We start from the raw sequence: 14,049 nt of genomic DNA on the forward strand, positions 1-14,049 counted from the left end.
CCCACCCCCTACCCTCACCGGCATGACGCCTCAGCCGAACCCGGAGCAGACCCCCACCCCCGACCCCGAGACCGGCGCCGCCGTGAAGGCCGCCGACCGGGCGCACGTGTTCCACTCCTGGTCCGCGCAGGACCTGATCGACCCGCTGGCCGTCGCGGGCGCGGAGGGCTCGTACTTCTGGGACTACGACGGCAAGCGGTACCTGGACTTCACCAGCGGGCTGGTGTTCACGAACATCGGCTACCAGCACCCCGAGGTCGTCGCCGCGATCCAGGAGCAGGCGGGGCGGATGACGACGTTCGCGCCGGCGTTCGCGGTGGAGGCGCGGTCGGAGGCCGCGCGGCTGATCGCGGAGCGCACGCCGGGCGACCTGGACAAGATCTTCTTCACCAACGCGGGCGCGGACGCGGTGGAGCACGCGACCCGGATGGCCCGGCTGCACACCGGCCGCCCCAAGGTGCTGTCGGCGTACCGCTCGTACCACGGCGGCACCCAGCAGGCGATCAACCTCACCGGCGACCCGCGCCGTTGGCCCTCCGACAACGGCAGCGCGGGCGTGGTGCACTTCTGGGCGCCGTTCCTGTACCGCTCCCGCTTCTACGCGGAGACGGAGGAGCAGGAGTGCGAGCGGGCGCTGGAGCACCTGGAGACGACGATCCGCTTCGAGGGGCCCGGCACGATCGCGGCGGTCGTCCTGGAGACGATCCCCGGCACGGCCGGGATCATGGTGCCGCCGCCGGGTTACCTCGCCGGGGTCCGCGAGATCTGCGACCGCCACGGCATCGTGTTCGTCCTGGACGAGGTGATGGCCGGGTTCGGCCGGACCGGCGAGTGGTTCGCGGCGGACCTGTCGGGGGTGGTCCCGGACCTGATGACCTTCGCCAAGGGCGTGAACTCGGGTTACGTCCCCCTCGGCGGCGTGGCCATCTCCGGGGCGATCGCGGAGACGTTCGCCAAGCGCCCCTACCCCGGCGGCCTGACGTACTCCGGGCACCCGCTGGCCTGCGCGGCCGCCGTCGCCACGATCGGCGTCATGGCCCGCGAGGGCATCGTGGAGAACGCCAAGCGCCTGGGCGAGACCGTGCTCGGCCCCTCGCTCGCCGCGCTGGCCGAGCGCCACCCGAGCGTGGGCGAGGTGCGCGGTACGGGCATGTTCTGGGCGCTGGAACTCGTCAAGGACCGCGAGACCCGTGAGCCCCTGGTCCCCTACAACGCCGCCGGGGAGGCCAACGCCCCCATGGCGGCCTTCGCCGCGGCGGCGAAGAAGCACGGCCTGTGGCCCTTCGTGAACATGAACCGCACCCACGTGGTCCCGCCCTGCAACATCACCGAGCCCGAGCTGAAGGAGGGCCTGGCCGCGCTGGACGCCGCGCTGACCGTGGCGGACGAGCACACGACGTCGGCCTGAGGCAGGTCAGCGCCCTTCCCCGGCCCACCGGCCGAGGGACGCTTCCAGGCCGGCGGGGTCGGTGGTGTCGGAGGCCCACGCCACCACCCCGTCCGGCCGGACCAGCAGCCCCGTGACCCCGGTGCCGTCGTCCCTGACCACGCGCACCCGGCCGGCCGCCCGCGCGGCGAACGCCCCCTCGGGGGTGCGGTCCAGCAGCAGGAACCCGCCGTCGTGCGCGTGGTCCGCCAGGCGGGAGCCGTCGCTCAGACGCAGGTCAGGGACGTACCGCCCGGTCAGCGGGTGGTCTCCGGGCAGGTCCACCCGCTGGGTCACCCCGGAGACCGCCTTCACCGCGTACGTCGTCCCGTCCCGCGTCCCCAGCAGGCCCGCCATCACCTCCCGTAGCGCCGCCGACTTCGGGTCGCCGCGCAGGAGGCCCGTCTGGGCGCGGGTCCAGTCGAGGACCCACGCGCCCGCCGGGCGTCGCTCCGTCTCGTAGGTGTCGAGCAGGGCCTCCGGCGCACGGCCGCGCACCACCGCCGCCAGCTTCCAGCCCAGGTTCATCGCGTCGCCGACGCCCAGGTTGAGCCCTTGGCCGCCGAAGGGCGGGTGGACGTGGGCGGCGTCGCCCGCGAGGAAGACCCGGCCGGCGCGGTAGGCCGCGGCCTGGCGGGTGTTGTCGGTCCAGCGGGTCGGGGCGGCACGCAGGGCGGTCAGCGTGACGTCCGTGCCGGAGACGCGGCGCAGGCTCGCCTGGACGTCGTCGAGGGTGACCGGCGCCGAGCGGTCGGCGGGGCCGCCGTCGAACTCGACGGTGGCGACGCGGCCGGGCTGGGGGCCGTACCGGTAGGCGCCTCGGGGCGACCACGACCAGCCGTCGGCCAGCTTCTCCGGGTCAGTGATGTCCACGACCGCCTGGTAGCCGGTGATCTCCGGGGCGGTGCCGGGGAAGGCGATGCCCGCGAGACGGCGTACGGCGCTGTGGCCGCCGTCGCAGCCGACCAGCCGGCCGGTGCGCAGCGGGCCGGCCGTGGTGCCGACGAGGACACCGTCGCCGGTGTCCTCCAGCGCGGTCACCTCCACCCCGCGCCGCACGGTGACCCCGAGCCGGACCGCGTGCTCGGCGAGCAGCGCCTCCAACCGCTGCTGGGGCAGCATCCGCGCCCCCTCCACCGCGGTGTGCGCGGCCAGGTCGGGGTCGGACCAGTCGACCAGGCCGGGGTCGAGGGGCATGCCCGCGAAGTGCCCGGTGAAGCGGAGGACGCCGTCGGCGGACGGGCCGCCGAAGGGGCCCACCCGGCGCAGCGTCTCGCGCTGGATCGCCTCGGCCGCGGGAAGCAGCCCGCGCCGGTCCAGCGCCTCGGCCGTCGGCACGTTGACCGACTGCGCCTTCATCGCCGGGTCGGGCGCGTCCCGCCGCTCCAGCACCCGCACCGACACCCCGGCGAGCGCCAGCTCGGCGGCGAGCACCAGGCCCACCGGCCCGGCGCCGACCACGGTCACTTCCACATCCGGATCCCTGTCCACGAACAGCGTTCTATGTACGAACAGCGTTCGTGTCAAGTTATAGTGTCCCTGTGAACGCGAGAGAGCGCCGCGCGGCACGCCACCAGCCGCCGCCCACCGAAGCCGGGGCCAGGCCCCGGCGCCGCAAGGACCCGATCACCGTGGAGCAGGTGGTCGACACCGCGCTCGGCATCATCGCCACGGAGGGCTACGAAGCCCTGACCATGCGGCGGCTGTCCGCCGCGCTCGACACCGGCCCCGCCTCGCTCTACGCCCACGTGGTCAACAAGGCCGACCTGGACGAGCTGCTCATCGGCCGCCTGTGCGCGAGGCTCGCCCTCCCCGAGCCCGACCCGGCGGCCTGGCGGGAGCAGATCCGGGCCGTGTGCGAGCAGTTGCGCGACCAGTACCTGAAGTACCCCGGCATCTCCGGCGCCGCGCTCGCCATGGCGCCGACCGACCTGGAGACCGTGCGGGTCGGCGAGGGCATGCTCGCGGTCCTCCTGGCGGGCGGCATCGCCCCGCAGCGGGCCGCCTGGGCCATCGACGCGCTGCTGCTCTACGTGGCCGCCTACTGTCTCGAACTCTCCGTCGCGCACCGCAGGTCCGAGCAGGGCGACGCGGTCTGGCCGGCCGACCGGGACGAACTGGTACGCCGCTTCACCGCGCTGCCCGCCGAGACCTTCCCGCACACCATCCGGCACGCGGCCGAGCTGACCGCGGGCGCGGGCCACGACCGCTTCGACTTCACCGTGGGCCTGATGATCGACGGCCTCACACAGGACCTCCGCACATAAAGGGCACCGGGGCTGATGCCCGGCAGGGGTGAACGCGTAAGGTGACGTGCTCGTAAGGGGTAGTGGAAATAGGCACGTGCGTACGAGACCGGCCCCATTCGTGTGAGGAGACTCCGGGACGATGCCCGGCTACGGCGCTGTGACGCGCAGTACCTTGCGGCAGCAGATCGCCGACGCGCTGCGTGACGAGGTGCTGGCCGGGCGACTGCTGCCGGGGCGGGCGTTCACCGTCAAGGAGATAGCCGACCAGTACGGGGTGTCCGCGACGCCCGTGCGGGAGGCCCTGGTCGACCTGTCCGCGCAGGCCCTGCTGGAGGCCGACCACCACCGGGGATTCCGGGTCCCGGAGTACTCCCTGGACGACTACCGGGGCATGATCGAGGCCCGTTCACTGGTCACCGAGGGCATGTTCCGCGTCCTCAGCCAGGGGCACTCCGCCTTCGCCACCCCGGACGACCCGGACACCGCAGCCGCGCTGGCGACCGTACGGCGCCGGGGCGAGGAGGCGCAGCGGGCGAACGCGGCCGGGGACCTCACCGTCCTCATCGGCTACGACCTCCGTTTCTGGCGCGAGCTGAGCGTGCTGTTCGGCAACCCCTACCTCGCCGAGTTCCTGCACCGCCTCCGCGTCCGCTCCTGGGTCTGCGCGGTCCAGCACCTCCGCCGCCTCCCCGAGGCCCGCGGCCGCCTGTGGGCCGGCCACATAGACCTGGTCGACGCCCTGTCCCGCCACGACCCCGAGGGCGCCCGCGCGATCGTCGCCGCGGCCAACGCCCACGCCCTGGAAATGGTCGAGGAACTGGCCGGAGAGTAGCCCCCGCGCACCCCGGCGCTCCCCGAAGGGCGACCCCGTGCGCCGCACGGACTACGCTTCCTTGTCCACCCGCTGTGCGAGGGGACCGCTCGCGCGCGACGATGCGAGGAGTTTTCCTTGGCCTGTGACCTGTGGCTGGTGCCGCTCGTGGACGTGCTGTGCCACACGCCGGACAACCCGTTCGCCGAGGAACTCGCGGTGTACAACAACGCGTTGTCCGCCGCCGGGCTCCCCCCGGTCCCGGTCTACCAGTACATGCCGGGACTCAACGGCGAGGTCGCCCCCGTGGCGGGATTCGACTACGACGCCCTGCACTTCCTGCGCCGCGCGCACCTCCTCCAGCTCTGCGGCCTCCCCGTGACGCCCGTCGGCGAACTCGGCGGGGACTACGAGCAGTTGCTGGAGATGTTCGAGTCCACCGCCCAGCAGTCCCACCTGGTCTGGCACTACGACCACGCCGGCGCCTACGTCCCCCTCGACTTCCCCGCGCCCCTCTCCAACGACGAACTCCTCGCCGGAGGGGGCCCTTTGGGCTCCTCGCACGCCCTGCTGCGCGAGCTGGAGCAGGTCGCCCCGGCCATCGGCATCGATCCGGCCAACCCGCCCGCCGCCCCGACGCCCCCCTCGGCACCCACCGAGCTGGAGGAGCCCGCGGTGCCCGCGCCGTACGACCCGAGCCCCTTCGCCCGTGAACGGCACGTCTGGCTGGGCCTGCACGCCGCCGCCACCCGCTCCCTCGCCCAGGGCTCGATGATCGTCTTCAGTTGATCCTCGGCACGGCCGTGCGAGCGCCTCTCACGGACGTCCGACGAGGCTGATCACCGGCGGCCACAGGACGCCCGTCCCCACCAGCAGGGACGGGCCGAGATGCAGCGGGCACACCAGCAGCGGCGGCCGGTTGTACCGACCGACCTCGAACACCACGGGGTCCCCGCACCCGGACCCCTCGCCGTAGGGCCCTCCGCAGGTGTTCCGGTCGCCGCTCATGGAAGAGATTGCACCGCGCCGGACAGCGGAACGCCCGCCGAGCGCGCCCATAGGGCGGACCGGCGGGCGTACCCGTGCGGAGCGTGCGGCCTACAGGAACGAGTTGATCTCGATCGTCTCGTCCCGGCCCGGACCCACGCCGATCGCGGAGATCGGGGCGCCGGACATCTCCTCCAGCGCCTTCACGTAGTTCTGCGCGTTCTTCGGCAGGTCGGAGAAGGACTTCGCCTTGGTGATGTCCTCGGACCAGCCGGGCAGGGTCTCGTAGATCGGCTTCGCGTGGTGGAAGTCGGTCTGCGAGTACGGGAGTTCCTCGACGCGCTTGCCGTCGATCTCGTACGCGACGCACACCGGGATCTCCTCCCAGCCGGTCAGCACGTCCAGCTTGGTGAGGAAGAAGTCGGTGAGGCCGTTGACGCGGGTCGCGTAGCGGGCGATCACCGCGTCGAACCAGCCACAGCGGCGGTCCCGGCCGGTGGTGACACCGCGCTCGCCACCGATGCGGCGCAGCGCCTCGCCGTCCTCGTCGAACAGCTCGGTCGGGAACGGACCGGCGCCGACACGGGTGGTGTACGCCTTGAGGATGCCGATGACGCGGCTGATCTTCGTCGGGCCGACACCCGCGCCGGTGCAGGCACCGCCGGCGGTCGGGTTGGAGGAGGTGACGAAGGGGTACGTGCCGTGGTCGATGTCGAGCAGGGTGCCCTGACCGCCCTCGAACAGCACGACCTTGTCGTCCTCGAGCGCCTGGTTCAGGACCAGGACGGTGTCGGCGACGTACGGCCTCAGCTTCTCCGCGTAGCCCAGCAGCTCCTCGACCACCTGGTCGGCGGCGATGGCGCGGCGGTTGTACAGCTTGGTGAGGACCTGGTTCTTGACGTCGAGCGCGGCCTCCACCTTCTGCTCGAGGATCGACTCGTCGTAGAGGTCCTGGACCCGGATGCCGACGCGGTTGATCTTGTCCGCGTAGGTCGGGCCGATGCCCCGGCCGGTCGTGCCGATCTTGCGCTTGCCGAGGAAACGCTCCGCCACCTTGTCCATGCTGACGTGGTACGGCGTGATGATGTGCGCGTTTCCGCTGAGCAGGAGCTTCGACGTGTCGACGCCGCGCTCGTTCAGACCGCTCAGCTCGGAGAGCAGGACCGACGGGTCGACGACGACACCGTTGCCGATGACCGGCGTACAGCTTGGGGAGAGGATTCCGGAAGGGAGGAGGTGGAGCGCGTACTTCTGGTCGCCCACGACGACCGTGTGGCCGGCGTTGTTGCCGCCCTGATAGCGCACTACATAGTCCACCGAGCCACCGAGCAGGTCGGTAGCCTTCCCCTTGCCTTCGTCACCCCACTGAGCACCGAGCAGCACAAGTGCGGGCACGCGCGTACACCCCTTCCGGGCGGGGCATGTCCATGGTCGGGGTGTGGGCGTACGCCGCTTACCACCGCGACCGCCTTTGGCCGCACGACCGTCGGACCGGATGCCCCGGAATAGACGAAGCCCCTGGCGCAATAGCGCAAGGGGCTCTTGCACAAAGATGCTACCCGAGGAAGCGAGGCAGGACCGAGGTGGCGACTTCCGCGACGTCCGATCAGCTCCTTGTGATCATCGATCCGGCGGCCAGGCACACGGACGGGGAGTCCGTGCGGATAGCGAAAGACGTGCTCAGCGCGGGTGCGGCGGCCAAGGTGTGCCTGCCGGACGGGCCGGAGGAATTCGCCCGCGCGCTCGGGCGGCGGGGGTCCCGGCGGCCGGTGGTGATCGGCGACGACCGAGCACTCGTGCGAGCGGTCGGGCTGCTGCACCGCAACCGCGAGCTGGCCGGATGCGCGCTGTCGGTGGTGCCGGTCGGCTCCGCCGGCCTGGCCCGCTCGCTGGGGGTGCCCGGCGGACCGGTCGCCTCCGCGCGGGCGGTGCTGGACGGGGTGTCCCGGCGGCTGGACCTGCTGGTGGACGACAGCGACGGCGTCGTGCTCGGCTCGCTGGGCATACCTCCCGCGTCCGTCCCCGCCGAGCCGGTGGGCGTGGGCGCCCGCCCCTGGCTGCGCACCCTGGTCCGCACCCTCGCCGTCCGGCCCGCCCGGCTCCGGGTCGAGGTCGACGGCGTCACGGTGATCGACCTGGACCGCCCGGTGGAGTCGGTGTCGGTGACACCGGGGACGCGGGGCGTCGCGGAGGTGGAGATCCGCCCGGTGTCCCTGGGCGCCGAAGCCTCCACCCTCCGCTCCTGCGGCCGCACGGTCACGGTGACGGGGGAGGACTTCCACTACCGGGCCGACGCGGAGACCTCCGGCCCGGTACGGCGGAGGACCTGGCGGGTGGCGGAGGGGGCCTGGGGGTTGGTGGTGCCGGCGTAGGGGGTCAGGCGCCGCCGGCAAACCCGAGCGTGGGCGTGAGCGGGGACGAGTTCGCGGGGCTGGGTATGGGACGGCACCGCAGCACGCAGGCACGGCTCGGCTGTCCGGTTCGCGTCGTTCCTGCGCCGGGATCAAGCCGTTCCACCTCGGCGACGGCCGGCACCTGCTACCTGTGGGAAGCCGGTGCGCGGTGCCGGTGGAGCCGAGGGGGAAACATGCACGCCAAGCCGACCCGTACCTTGCCCGGACGCCGTCTGCTCATGGCCTTGGGGGCCGCGGTCCTGGTGGGGGGCGCGCTCGGGGGGTGTGCCGTGCAGGACAAGTCGTCGACCTCGCAGTACGGGGTCGACGCGAAGGTCAGCGCGCTGAGCGTCACGACGAAGGGCGGCGACATCGACGTGCTCGCCGGAGACGGGCCCGGCGCGCGGGTCACGGAGAAGATCCGTTACGCCCACGACAAGCCCCGCACCGAGCACTCCGTGAGCGACGGCCGCCTCACCCTGACCGCCCCGAGCTGCGACGACTGCGGCGTGAGCTACACGGTGTCCGTGCCTCCCGGCGCGACCCTGACCCTGGACACGGAGGGCGGCAACATCACCGTCCGGAACGTGGACGGGGACATGAAGGCGCGCACGGGCGGGGGCAACGTACACGTCACCGACGCGGCCCCGAAGAACCTCTCCGCCCGCACGGACGGCGGCAACATCGAAGCGGCCCTGACCAGGCCCCCGTCGGCCCTGGACGCCGAGACGGGCGGCGGGAACGTGACGGTGAGCCTCCCCCGCACCCCCTACACGGTGAAGGCCACGACGGACGGCGGCCGGAGCGACATCTCGGTCCCCACCGACCCCTCCTCCCCGCACCACGTGACCATCCGCACCGGGGGCGGGAACATCAAGGTCGGTGTGGCGTAGGCCGCGGAGCGACCTGGGGAAGCACGCCGGGTGCCGTCTCGTACCCGGCCAGGCAGAGCCGCAGCCGGGTCACGTCCTCGGCCTCCACGAACACCCGCTGCCCCCAGTACTCCCCGAGCCGCCCGGCCACCTCGACCAGCCGGCGCCGCTCCTGCGGGGTGTGAGCCGGATACCGCACCCAGCCCCGCTCGGAGATCTCGTTGCCGAGCTCCCTGAACAGGAGCTCCCGGTAACGCCGTTCCTCGTCGTCGGTGAGCGGGAGGGGTGCGTCCTCGGCGTCCGGCAGCCGGACCTCGTAAAGCTCCCTGACCATCGTCCGCCTCACCACTCGCTTCCGGGAATCCGCTTACCGGGAGCGTAACTTGAGGCCGCCGCCGTCAGGCGACGGTCACCTTCAGCTCCTCAAGACCCCGCATCACGAACCCCGGCTTGCGCAGCGGCTCCGCCGCCAGGGTCAGGGTGGGGGCCCGCCGCAGCAGCGCCTTCATGGAGGCTCCCAGCTCCAGGCGGGCCAGCGGGGCGCCGATGCAGTAGTGGATGCCCGCGCTGAAGGAGATGTGCGGGTTGTCCCCGCGCGACAGGTCGAGGCTCGTCGGGTCGTCGAAGACCGTCTCGTCGTGGTTGGCCGAGCCGAAGAGGAGGGCCAGTTCGGCGCCCCGGGGAATCGTGGTGCCCGCCAGTTCGATGTCGTCCAGGACCCAGCGCTCGAAGAGCTGGAGAGGCGTGTCGTAGCGGAGCAGCTCCTCGACCGCCGTGGGGACCAGGGTGTGGTCGGCGCGCAGGGCGGCCAGTTGGGCGGGGTGCTCGAAGAGGGCGTGCCAGCCGTTCACCGTGGCGTTGACCGTCGCCTCGTGACCGGCGTTGAGGAGGAGCACCGCCGTGGAGATCATCTCCTGCCCGGTGAGGCGGTCGCCCTCGTCGTGGGCGGCGATCAGCGCCGAGATCAGGTCGTCGGCGGGTTCGGCGCGGCGCGCGGCGATCAGGGTCCGCAGGTACTCCGAGAACTCCACCGACGCCCGTACCGCCCGCCGCGCCGTCTCCGGGGACGGGTTCAGCTCGTACATCCCGCAGATGTCCGCCGACCAGGGCCGCAGCGGCGCCCGGTCCGCCTCGGGGATGCCCAGCAGTTCCGCGATCACCGCGACGGGCAGCGGTTCCGCCACGTCCGCCAGCAGGTCGCCGCCGCCCGCCGCGACCAGGTCGCCCACCAACTCGTCGGCCAGGCCGTGCACATACCCCCGCAGCCGCTCCACCGTGCGCGGGGTGAACGCCTTGGAGACCAGGCGCCGGATGCGGGTGTGGTCCGGGGGCTCCAGGTCGAGCATGCCGTGGTCGTTGAGCGTGTGGAACGGCTCGTGCTCCGGCGGCGGCGCGGTCCGGCCGAACTCCTCGTGCGTGAACCGGTGCTGGTACGTACGCCCCAGCCTGCGGTCCCGCAGCAGCGCCGAGACGTCGGCGTGGTGCGGCACCAGCCACTGGTCCGTCGGCTCGTACCGGATCACCCGGCCGCGCGCCCGCAGCTCCGCGTAGGCCGGGTAGGGGTCGGCGAGGAACTCCGGTGACCAGGGGTCGAAGGTGGTGCCCATGGGGGGACGCTAGTACGTGCCGGCACCACCGGGGTAGATGACATGTGTCATCCCCAGGAGGTGCCCCTCGGCACTGCCCGCGCGCCCCCTCGCCTTCCTAGACTCGACCCATGTTCAAATCGCGCAAACCCGGACAGGACGACGCCTGGGAAGGCGTCGTCACCGACAAGTCACGCGGCATGCTCGACGGCTCGAACATGTACCACTTCGTCGAACTCCGCCTGAGCGACGGCGACTCCAAGAAGGTACGCATCGGCCGCCGGCTATGGAAGGACGTGGCCGTGGGCGACCGCCTCGTCAAGCGCCCCGGCGACGACCCGGTCAAGGCATAGCCTCAGAAAGCCAGTTGGGCGATCTCCTCCGCCACGACGGCCGCCGCGTCCGCCGCCGGATCGATCAGCGGGAAGTGGCCGACGTCCTCCAGCAGCGTGACCCCCACGACCTCGCCCGATCTCGCCGCGGCGTCGGCGTACGACTCCGCCACCTCGTGGGGGACATCCAGGTCGGCGCGCCCCTGGACCAGGGTCGTGGCGATGCCGGTGGGCAGGAGCAGCGCGGGGTCCGCGTAGGGAAGACGCTCCGCGAACGAGTGCTGTCCGCCCAGGAGTTGCACCGCCGCTCCGTCGCAGACCTCCAGCTTCGCCGCCATCCCCAGATCCGCGATCGGCGCCAGCGCGACGACCCCGCGCAGCGGTGCCGGACGATCGGTGCGCCAGGGCGAGTCGGCGGGCAGGACATGCCGGGCCGCCGCCCACAGCGCGAGGTGCCCGCCCGCCGAGTGCCCGGTGAGGACGACGCGCCGGGCGTCCGCACTCGGCAGCGCCTCACGGGCCAGCTCAGGCAGTGCGTCCAGCGCGGCGGCGACGTCGTCGAAGGTCTCCGGCCAGCGGCCCGCCGGGGGTACGGAGGACGCGGGTTCCGCGCCCGTGTTCTGCGCCGGGATGCCGGGCCCGCCACGCCGGTACTCCACGTTCGCCACGGCGAATCCGCGCCGCGCCAGGAAGTCCGCGAACGGCGTGATGTGCCGCCGGTCGTACCGCGCCCGCCACGCCCCGCCGTGCAGCACCACGACGAGCGGCGCGGCCGCCGTCCCGGTGCGCGGGGCGTAGAAGTCGATCACCTGGTCGGGGTGGTCCCCGTAGGGGGCGCTCGCGTCGGGGTCGACGGGCGGATGGGAGAACGCCGACTCCTCCTCGGCGGCGGCACGGGCTGCGCTAGCGTCCTCCGGCATGCTCCAACCTTCCAGCTACGTAGGGGGTTTGGCGGACCGGGCCAGGGTGGGGATTCGGCCGTTGGCCGGGACGGTATCAGGCCCGTGACGTGCGCGGACACGGGGATGTCACCCAGGGTGAGGCAAAAGGGGGCTGTGCGGAGTTCGTCCCTCCGCACAGCCCCCCGGCGCACCGTTACCGCGCCTACGCCAGCACTTCTCCGAGCACCCGCGCCGCCCGCTCCGCGTCCGCGAAACCGACGTACAGCGGGGTGAAGCCGAAGCGGAGCACGTCCGGGTGGCGGAAGTCGCCCACCACGCCCCGGTCGATCAGCCGCTTCATCACCTCACCGGCGTCCGCGCAGCGCAGCGCGACCTGGCTGCCCCGCTCCTCGTGCCGCAGCGGGGTCACGCACTCCACCCGGCCGGGCTCGGTGTACGCGCGCACGCAGTCCAGGAAGAAGTCCGTCAGGGCCAGCGACTTCGCCCGCACGGCGTCCACCGAGACCCCGTCCCACACCTCTAGCGCCGCTTCGAGCGCCAGCATGGACAGGATGTCCGGCGTGCCGACCCGGCCGCGCCGCGCGCCCGGCACCGGGGTGTACTCGGGGTTCATCCCGAAGGGTTCGGCGTGCGAGTTCCACCCCGGCAGGGGGGAGTCGAAACGGTCCTGGAGATCGCCGCGGACGTACAGGTACGCGGGCGAACCGGGGCCGCCGTTCAGGTACTTGTAGGTGCAGCCGACGGCCAGGTCCACCCCGTGCTCGTCCAGCCCGACCGGGAGCGCGCCCGCACTGTGGCACAGGTCCCAGACGACCGGCGCACCGGCGTCATGGACGGCCGCCGTCAGCGCGGGCAGGTCGTGCAGGCGGCCGGTGCGGTAGTCGACATGGTTGAGCAGGACCGCCGCCGTGCGCGGGCCGAGGGCGGCCGGGATCTCGGCGGGGGTCAGCGGGCGCAGCTCGCAGCCCGTCATCCGCGCGGCCGACTCGGCGATGTACCCGTCCGTCGGGAACGTCGTCGCGTCGACCAGGATCTCGTCCCGGCCCTCCCCCGCCATGCGGACGGCGGCCACCAGTGCCTTGTAGACGTTGACACTCGTCGAGTCGCCCACGACGACCTGTCCCGGCCCCGCGCCGATCAGGGGTGCGATCCGGTCCCCGATCCGCTCCGGCGCGGTCCACCAGCCGGACTCGTCCCAGGAGCGGATGCGCAACTCGCCCCACTGGCGCTCCAGTACGTCCCGCATCCGGTCGGGGACGTGCGCGGGGAGCGCGCCGAGCGAGTTGCCGTCCAGGTACACGCCCTCGTCGAGGACGAACCGGTCACGCAGCCCGGCCAGCTCGTCGGCCGCGTCCAACTCCTCGGCGCGCAGCGCCGCTTCCGTACGGTCAGACATGGGACCTCGCCGTCCACAGCTCGGGGAACACGTTCTTGCGGGCCCGCTTCTCCAGCCAGGCCACTCCGGCCGAGCCACCGGTGCCGGCCTTGGCGCCCATCGCGCGGCGGGTCGCCACCAGATGGTCGTTGCGCCATCGCCACACCAGCTCGGCGACGTTCGTCAGCGCCTCGCCGAGCCGGGCGAGGTCGGCGTCGGGGTCACCGGAGTAGACGGCCGTCCAGGCCGCCTCGACCGCGTCGGCGGGCTCGTACCGCTGGGACACGTCCCGCTGCAGCACCTCGTCCGGGATGGCGTGGCCCCGGCGGGCGAGGAGGCGTACCGCCTCGTCGTACAGACTCGGCTCGCACAGCGCCTTCTCCAGCTCGGCGTACGTGCGCGGGGTACCCCGGTGCGGGACGAGCATCGACGCGGACTTCTCGCCGAGCAGGAACTCCATGCGGCGGTACATCGCCGACTGGAACCCCGAGCCCTCCCCGAGGGCGGAGCGGTACGAGTTGAACTGCGCCGGGGTGAGCTGGGCCAGCGGGCGCCAGGAGGCGTTGAGCGCGTCCAGCTCCCGTACGGAACGTTTCAGCGCGGCCACGGCGGTGGGCACGTCGTCCGAGCGGAGCGCCTTCGCGGCCGTCTCCCACTCGTGCGTGATCACCGTGAACCACAGCTCCATCACCTGGGTCGTGACCAGGAAGACCATCTCTCCGGGGTCGTCGGAGAGGGTGTGCTGGAGGTGGGTGAGCACGTCGGCCCGGACGTAGTCCTCGTACGGCGTCGTACCGGCGAAGTCGAGATGCGGGGTCTCGGGCTCAGCGGCCTCTTCGGCGGCCTGGGAAGGGGGGTGAGCCTGGTGGGACATCGCTGTCTCCTGTAGCAACTCCGGGTAGCGGTCCGCCCCTGCCGATGCCGGCACGGGGGCCCCGGTCCCCAACGGGAATCCTCCGCAATCGCATGGGATACGGCAAGGCGGGACGCTGCGCCGGCCTTGGCGGGGGGCCCGCAGACCGTGGCGGGGCGGGCCTGCTGGGCTTGGCGGGGCGGCTTGCCCGGCGTGGCGGGGCGGGCCTGCAGGCCGTGGCGGGGCGGCTTGTTGACCGTAAG

At 72.7% G+C, this 14,049-nt stretch carries 15 protein-coding genes; 7 read left to right on the plus strand and 8 right to left on the minus strand.

The annotated features are described in order from the left end of the window. Nucleotides 1-22: 22 nt before the first annotated feature. On the plus strand, nt 23-1,408 hold the full coding sequence (locus HEK131_RS29610) for an aspartate aminotransferase family protein (RefSeq protein ID WP_244451852.1): 1,386 nt from the start codon (nt 23-25) through the stop codon (nt 1,406-1,408). Nucleotides 1,409-1,414: 6 nt separating this feature from the next. On the opposite strand, the gene HEK131_RS29615 is transcribed toward HEK131_RS29610, so the two are convergent. Then, the gene (locus HEK131_RS29615) at nt 1,415-2,917 is read right to left on the minus strand and encodes an FAD-dependent oxidoreductase (protein ID WP_244451853.1); all 1,503 of its coding nucleotides are present in this window, start codon (nt 2,915-2,917) and stop codon (nt 1,415-1,417) included. A 50-nt stretch (nt 2,918-2,967) separates the two neighbouring features. On the opposite strand from HEK131_RS29615, the gene HEK131_RS29620 reads away from it, so the two are divergent. From HEK131_RS29620 to HEK131_RS29630, 3 genes are all read left to right on the plus strand, one after another. Further along, the gene (locus HEK131_RS29620) at nt 2,968-3,693 is read left to right on the plus strand and encodes a TetR/AcrR family transcriptional regulator (protein ID WP_217465001.1); all 726 of its coding nucleotides are present in this window, start codon (nt 2,968-2,970) and stop codon (nt 3,691-3,693) included. A 121-nt stretch (nt 3,694-3,814) separates the two neighbouring features. Further along, complete coding sequence (locus HEK131_RS29625; RefSeq protein ID WP_217465002.1) at nt 3,815-4,507, plus strand: GntR family transcriptional regulator; 693 nt, start codon at nt 3,815-3,817, stop codon at nt 4,505-4,507. Between the two features lie 117 nt (nt 4,508-4,624). Further along, entirely contained in the window at nt 4,625-5,275 is a 651-nt protein-coding gene (locus HEK131_RS29630; RefSeq protein WP_161147858.1) for a hypothetical protein, read from the plus strand. A gap of 27 nt (nt 5,276-5,302) precedes the next feature. Here the strand turns inward: HEK131_RS29630 and HEK131_RS29635 are convergent, their stop codons facing one another. After that, nucleotides 5,303-5,494 (minus strand): hypothetical protein, encoded by a 192-nt coding sequence (locus HEK131_RS29635; RefSeq protein ID WP_217465004.1) that lies wholly within the window; start codon nt 5,492-5,494, stop codon nt 5,303-5,305. A gap of 90 nt (nt 5,495-5,584) precedes the next feature. Next, nucleotides 5,585-6,868, minus strand: coding sequence for an adenylosuccinate synthase (locus HEK131_RS29640; RefSeq protein WP_217465005.1), 1,284 nt, complete (start codon nt 6,866-6,868; stop codon nt 5,585-5,587). 188 nt (nt 6,869-7,056) lie between these two features. Here HEK131_RS29640 and HEK131_RS29645 point away from each other — a divergent pair, with 188 nt between their 5' ends. Together HEK131_RS29645 and HEK131_RS29650 are read left to right on the plus strand one after the other, a co-directional pair. Further along, complete coding sequence (locus HEK131_RS29645; protein WP_244451854.1) at nt 7,057-7,845, plus strand: diacylglycerol kinase; 789 nt, start codon at nt 7,057-7,059, stop codon at nt 7,843-7,845. Between the two features lie 215 nt (nt 7,846-8,060). Next, on the plus strand, nt 8,061-8,759 hold the full coding sequence (locus HEK131_RS29650) for a DUF4097 family beta strand repeat-containing protein (RefSeq protein ID WP_244451855.1): 699 nt from the start codon (nt 8,061-8,063) through the stop codon (nt 8,757-8,759). On the opposite strand, the gene HEK131_RS29655 is transcribed toward HEK131_RS29650, so the two are convergent. Together HEK131_RS29655 and HEK131_RS29660 are read right to left on the minus strand one after the other, a co-directional pair. After that, the gene (locus HEK131_RS29655) at nt 8,740-9,072 is read right to left on the minus strand and encodes a hypothetical protein (protein ID WP_244451856.1); all 333 of its coding nucleotides are present in this window, start codon (nt 9,070-9,072) and stop codon (nt 8,740-8,742) included. The two genes, HEK131_RS29650 and HEK131_RS29655, sit on opposite strands and share 20 nt — an antisense overlap. A gap of 64 nt (nt 9,073-9,136) precedes the next feature. Further along, nucleotides 9,137-10,345 (minus strand): cytochrome P450, encoded by a 1,209-nt coding sequence (locus HEK131_RS29660; protein ID WP_244451857.1) that lies wholly within the window; start codon nt 10,343-10,345, stop codon nt 9,137-9,139. Between the two features lie 110 nt (nt 10,346-10,455). Here HEK131_RS29660 and HEK131_RS29665 point away from each other — a divergent pair, with 110 nt between their 5' ends. Then, the gene (locus tag HEK131_RS29665) at nt 10,456-10,677 is read left to right on the plus strand and encodes a DUF7489 domain-containing protein (RefSeq protein WP_244451858.1); all 222 of its coding nucleotides are present in this window, start codon (nt 10,456-10,458) and stop codon (nt 10,675-10,677) included. A gap of 2 nt (nt 10,678-10,679) precedes the next feature. On the opposite strand, the gene HEK131_RS29670 is transcribed toward HEK131_RS29665, so the two are convergent. The 3 genes from HEK131_RS29670 to HEK131_RS29680 form a co-directional block, all read right to left on the minus strand. Beyond that, the gene (locus tag HEK131_RS29670; protein ID WP_244451859.1) at nt 10,680-11,576 is read right to left on the minus strand and encodes an alpha/beta hydrolase; all 897 of its coding nucleotides are present in this window, start codon (nt 11,574-11,576) and stop codon (nt 10,680-10,682) included. A 184-nt stretch (nt 11,577-11,760) separates the two neighbouring features. Next, a complete protein-coding gene (gene kynU / locus HEK131_RS29675; RefSeq protein ID WP_244451860.1) occupies nt 11,761-12,954 on the minus strand; it encodes a kynureninase in 1,194 nt (397 codons plus the stop codon). After that, nucleotides 12,947-13,807, minus strand: a complete 861-nt coding sequence (locus HEK131_RS29680) for a tryptophan 2,3-dioxygenase family protein (protein ID WP_217465012.1) — start codon at nt 13,805-13,807, stop codon at nt 12,947-12,949. Before HEK131_RS29680 ends, kynU begins: the two co-directional genes overlap by 8 nt. Nucleotides 13,808-14,049 lie beyond the last annotated feature (242 nt).

It is taken from the genome of Streptomyces seoulensis (assembly GCF_022846655.1).
Lineage (GTDB): Bacteria > Actinomycetota > Actinomycetes > Streptomycetales > Streptomycetaceae > Streptomyces.

Bases quoted from the DNA above. Each gene is read 5' to 3' on its own strand.
- HEK131_RS29670 (WP_244451859.1), bottom strand. From the start codon at position 11,576: ATGCCGGAGGACGCTAGCGCAGCCCGTGCCGCCGCCGAGGAGGAGTCG.
- HEK131_RS29655 (WP_244451856.1), bottom strand. From the start codon at position 9,072: ATGGTCAGGGAGCTTTACGAGGTCCGGCTGCCGGACGCCGAGGACGCA.
- HEK131_RS29665 (WP_244451858.1), top strand. From the start codon at position 10,456: ATGTTCAAATCGCGCAAACCCGGACAGGACGACGCCTGGGAAGGCGTC.
- HEK131_RS29660 (WP_244451857.1), bottom strand. From the start codon at position 10,345: ATGGGCACCACCTTCGACCCCTGGTCACCGGAGTTCCTCGCCGACCCC.
- HEK131_RS29650 (WP_244451855.1), top strand. From the start codon at position 8,061: ATGCACGCCAAGCCGACCCGTACCTTGCCCGGACGCCGTCTGCTCATG.
- HEK131_RS29635 (WP_217465004.1), bottom strand. From the start codon at position 5,494: ATGAGCGGCGACCGGAACACCTGCGGAGGGCCCTACGGCGAGGGGTCC.
- HEK131_RS29625 (WP_217465002.1), top strand. From the start codon at position 3,815: ATGCCCGGCTACGGCGCTGTGACGCGCAGTACCTTGCGGCAGCAGATC.
- kynU (WP_244451860.1), bottom strand. From the start codon at position 12,954: ATGTCTGACCGTACGGAAGCGGCGCTGCGCGCCGAGGAGTTGGACGCG.
- HEK131_RS29610 (WP_244451852.1), top strand. From the start codon at position 23: ATGACGCCTCAGCCGAACCCGGAGCAGACCCCCACCCCCGACCCCGAG.
- HEK131_RS29680 (WP_217465012.1), bottom strand. From the start codon at position 13,807: ATGTCCCACCAGGCTCACCCCCCTTCCCAGGCCGCCGAAGAGGCCGCT.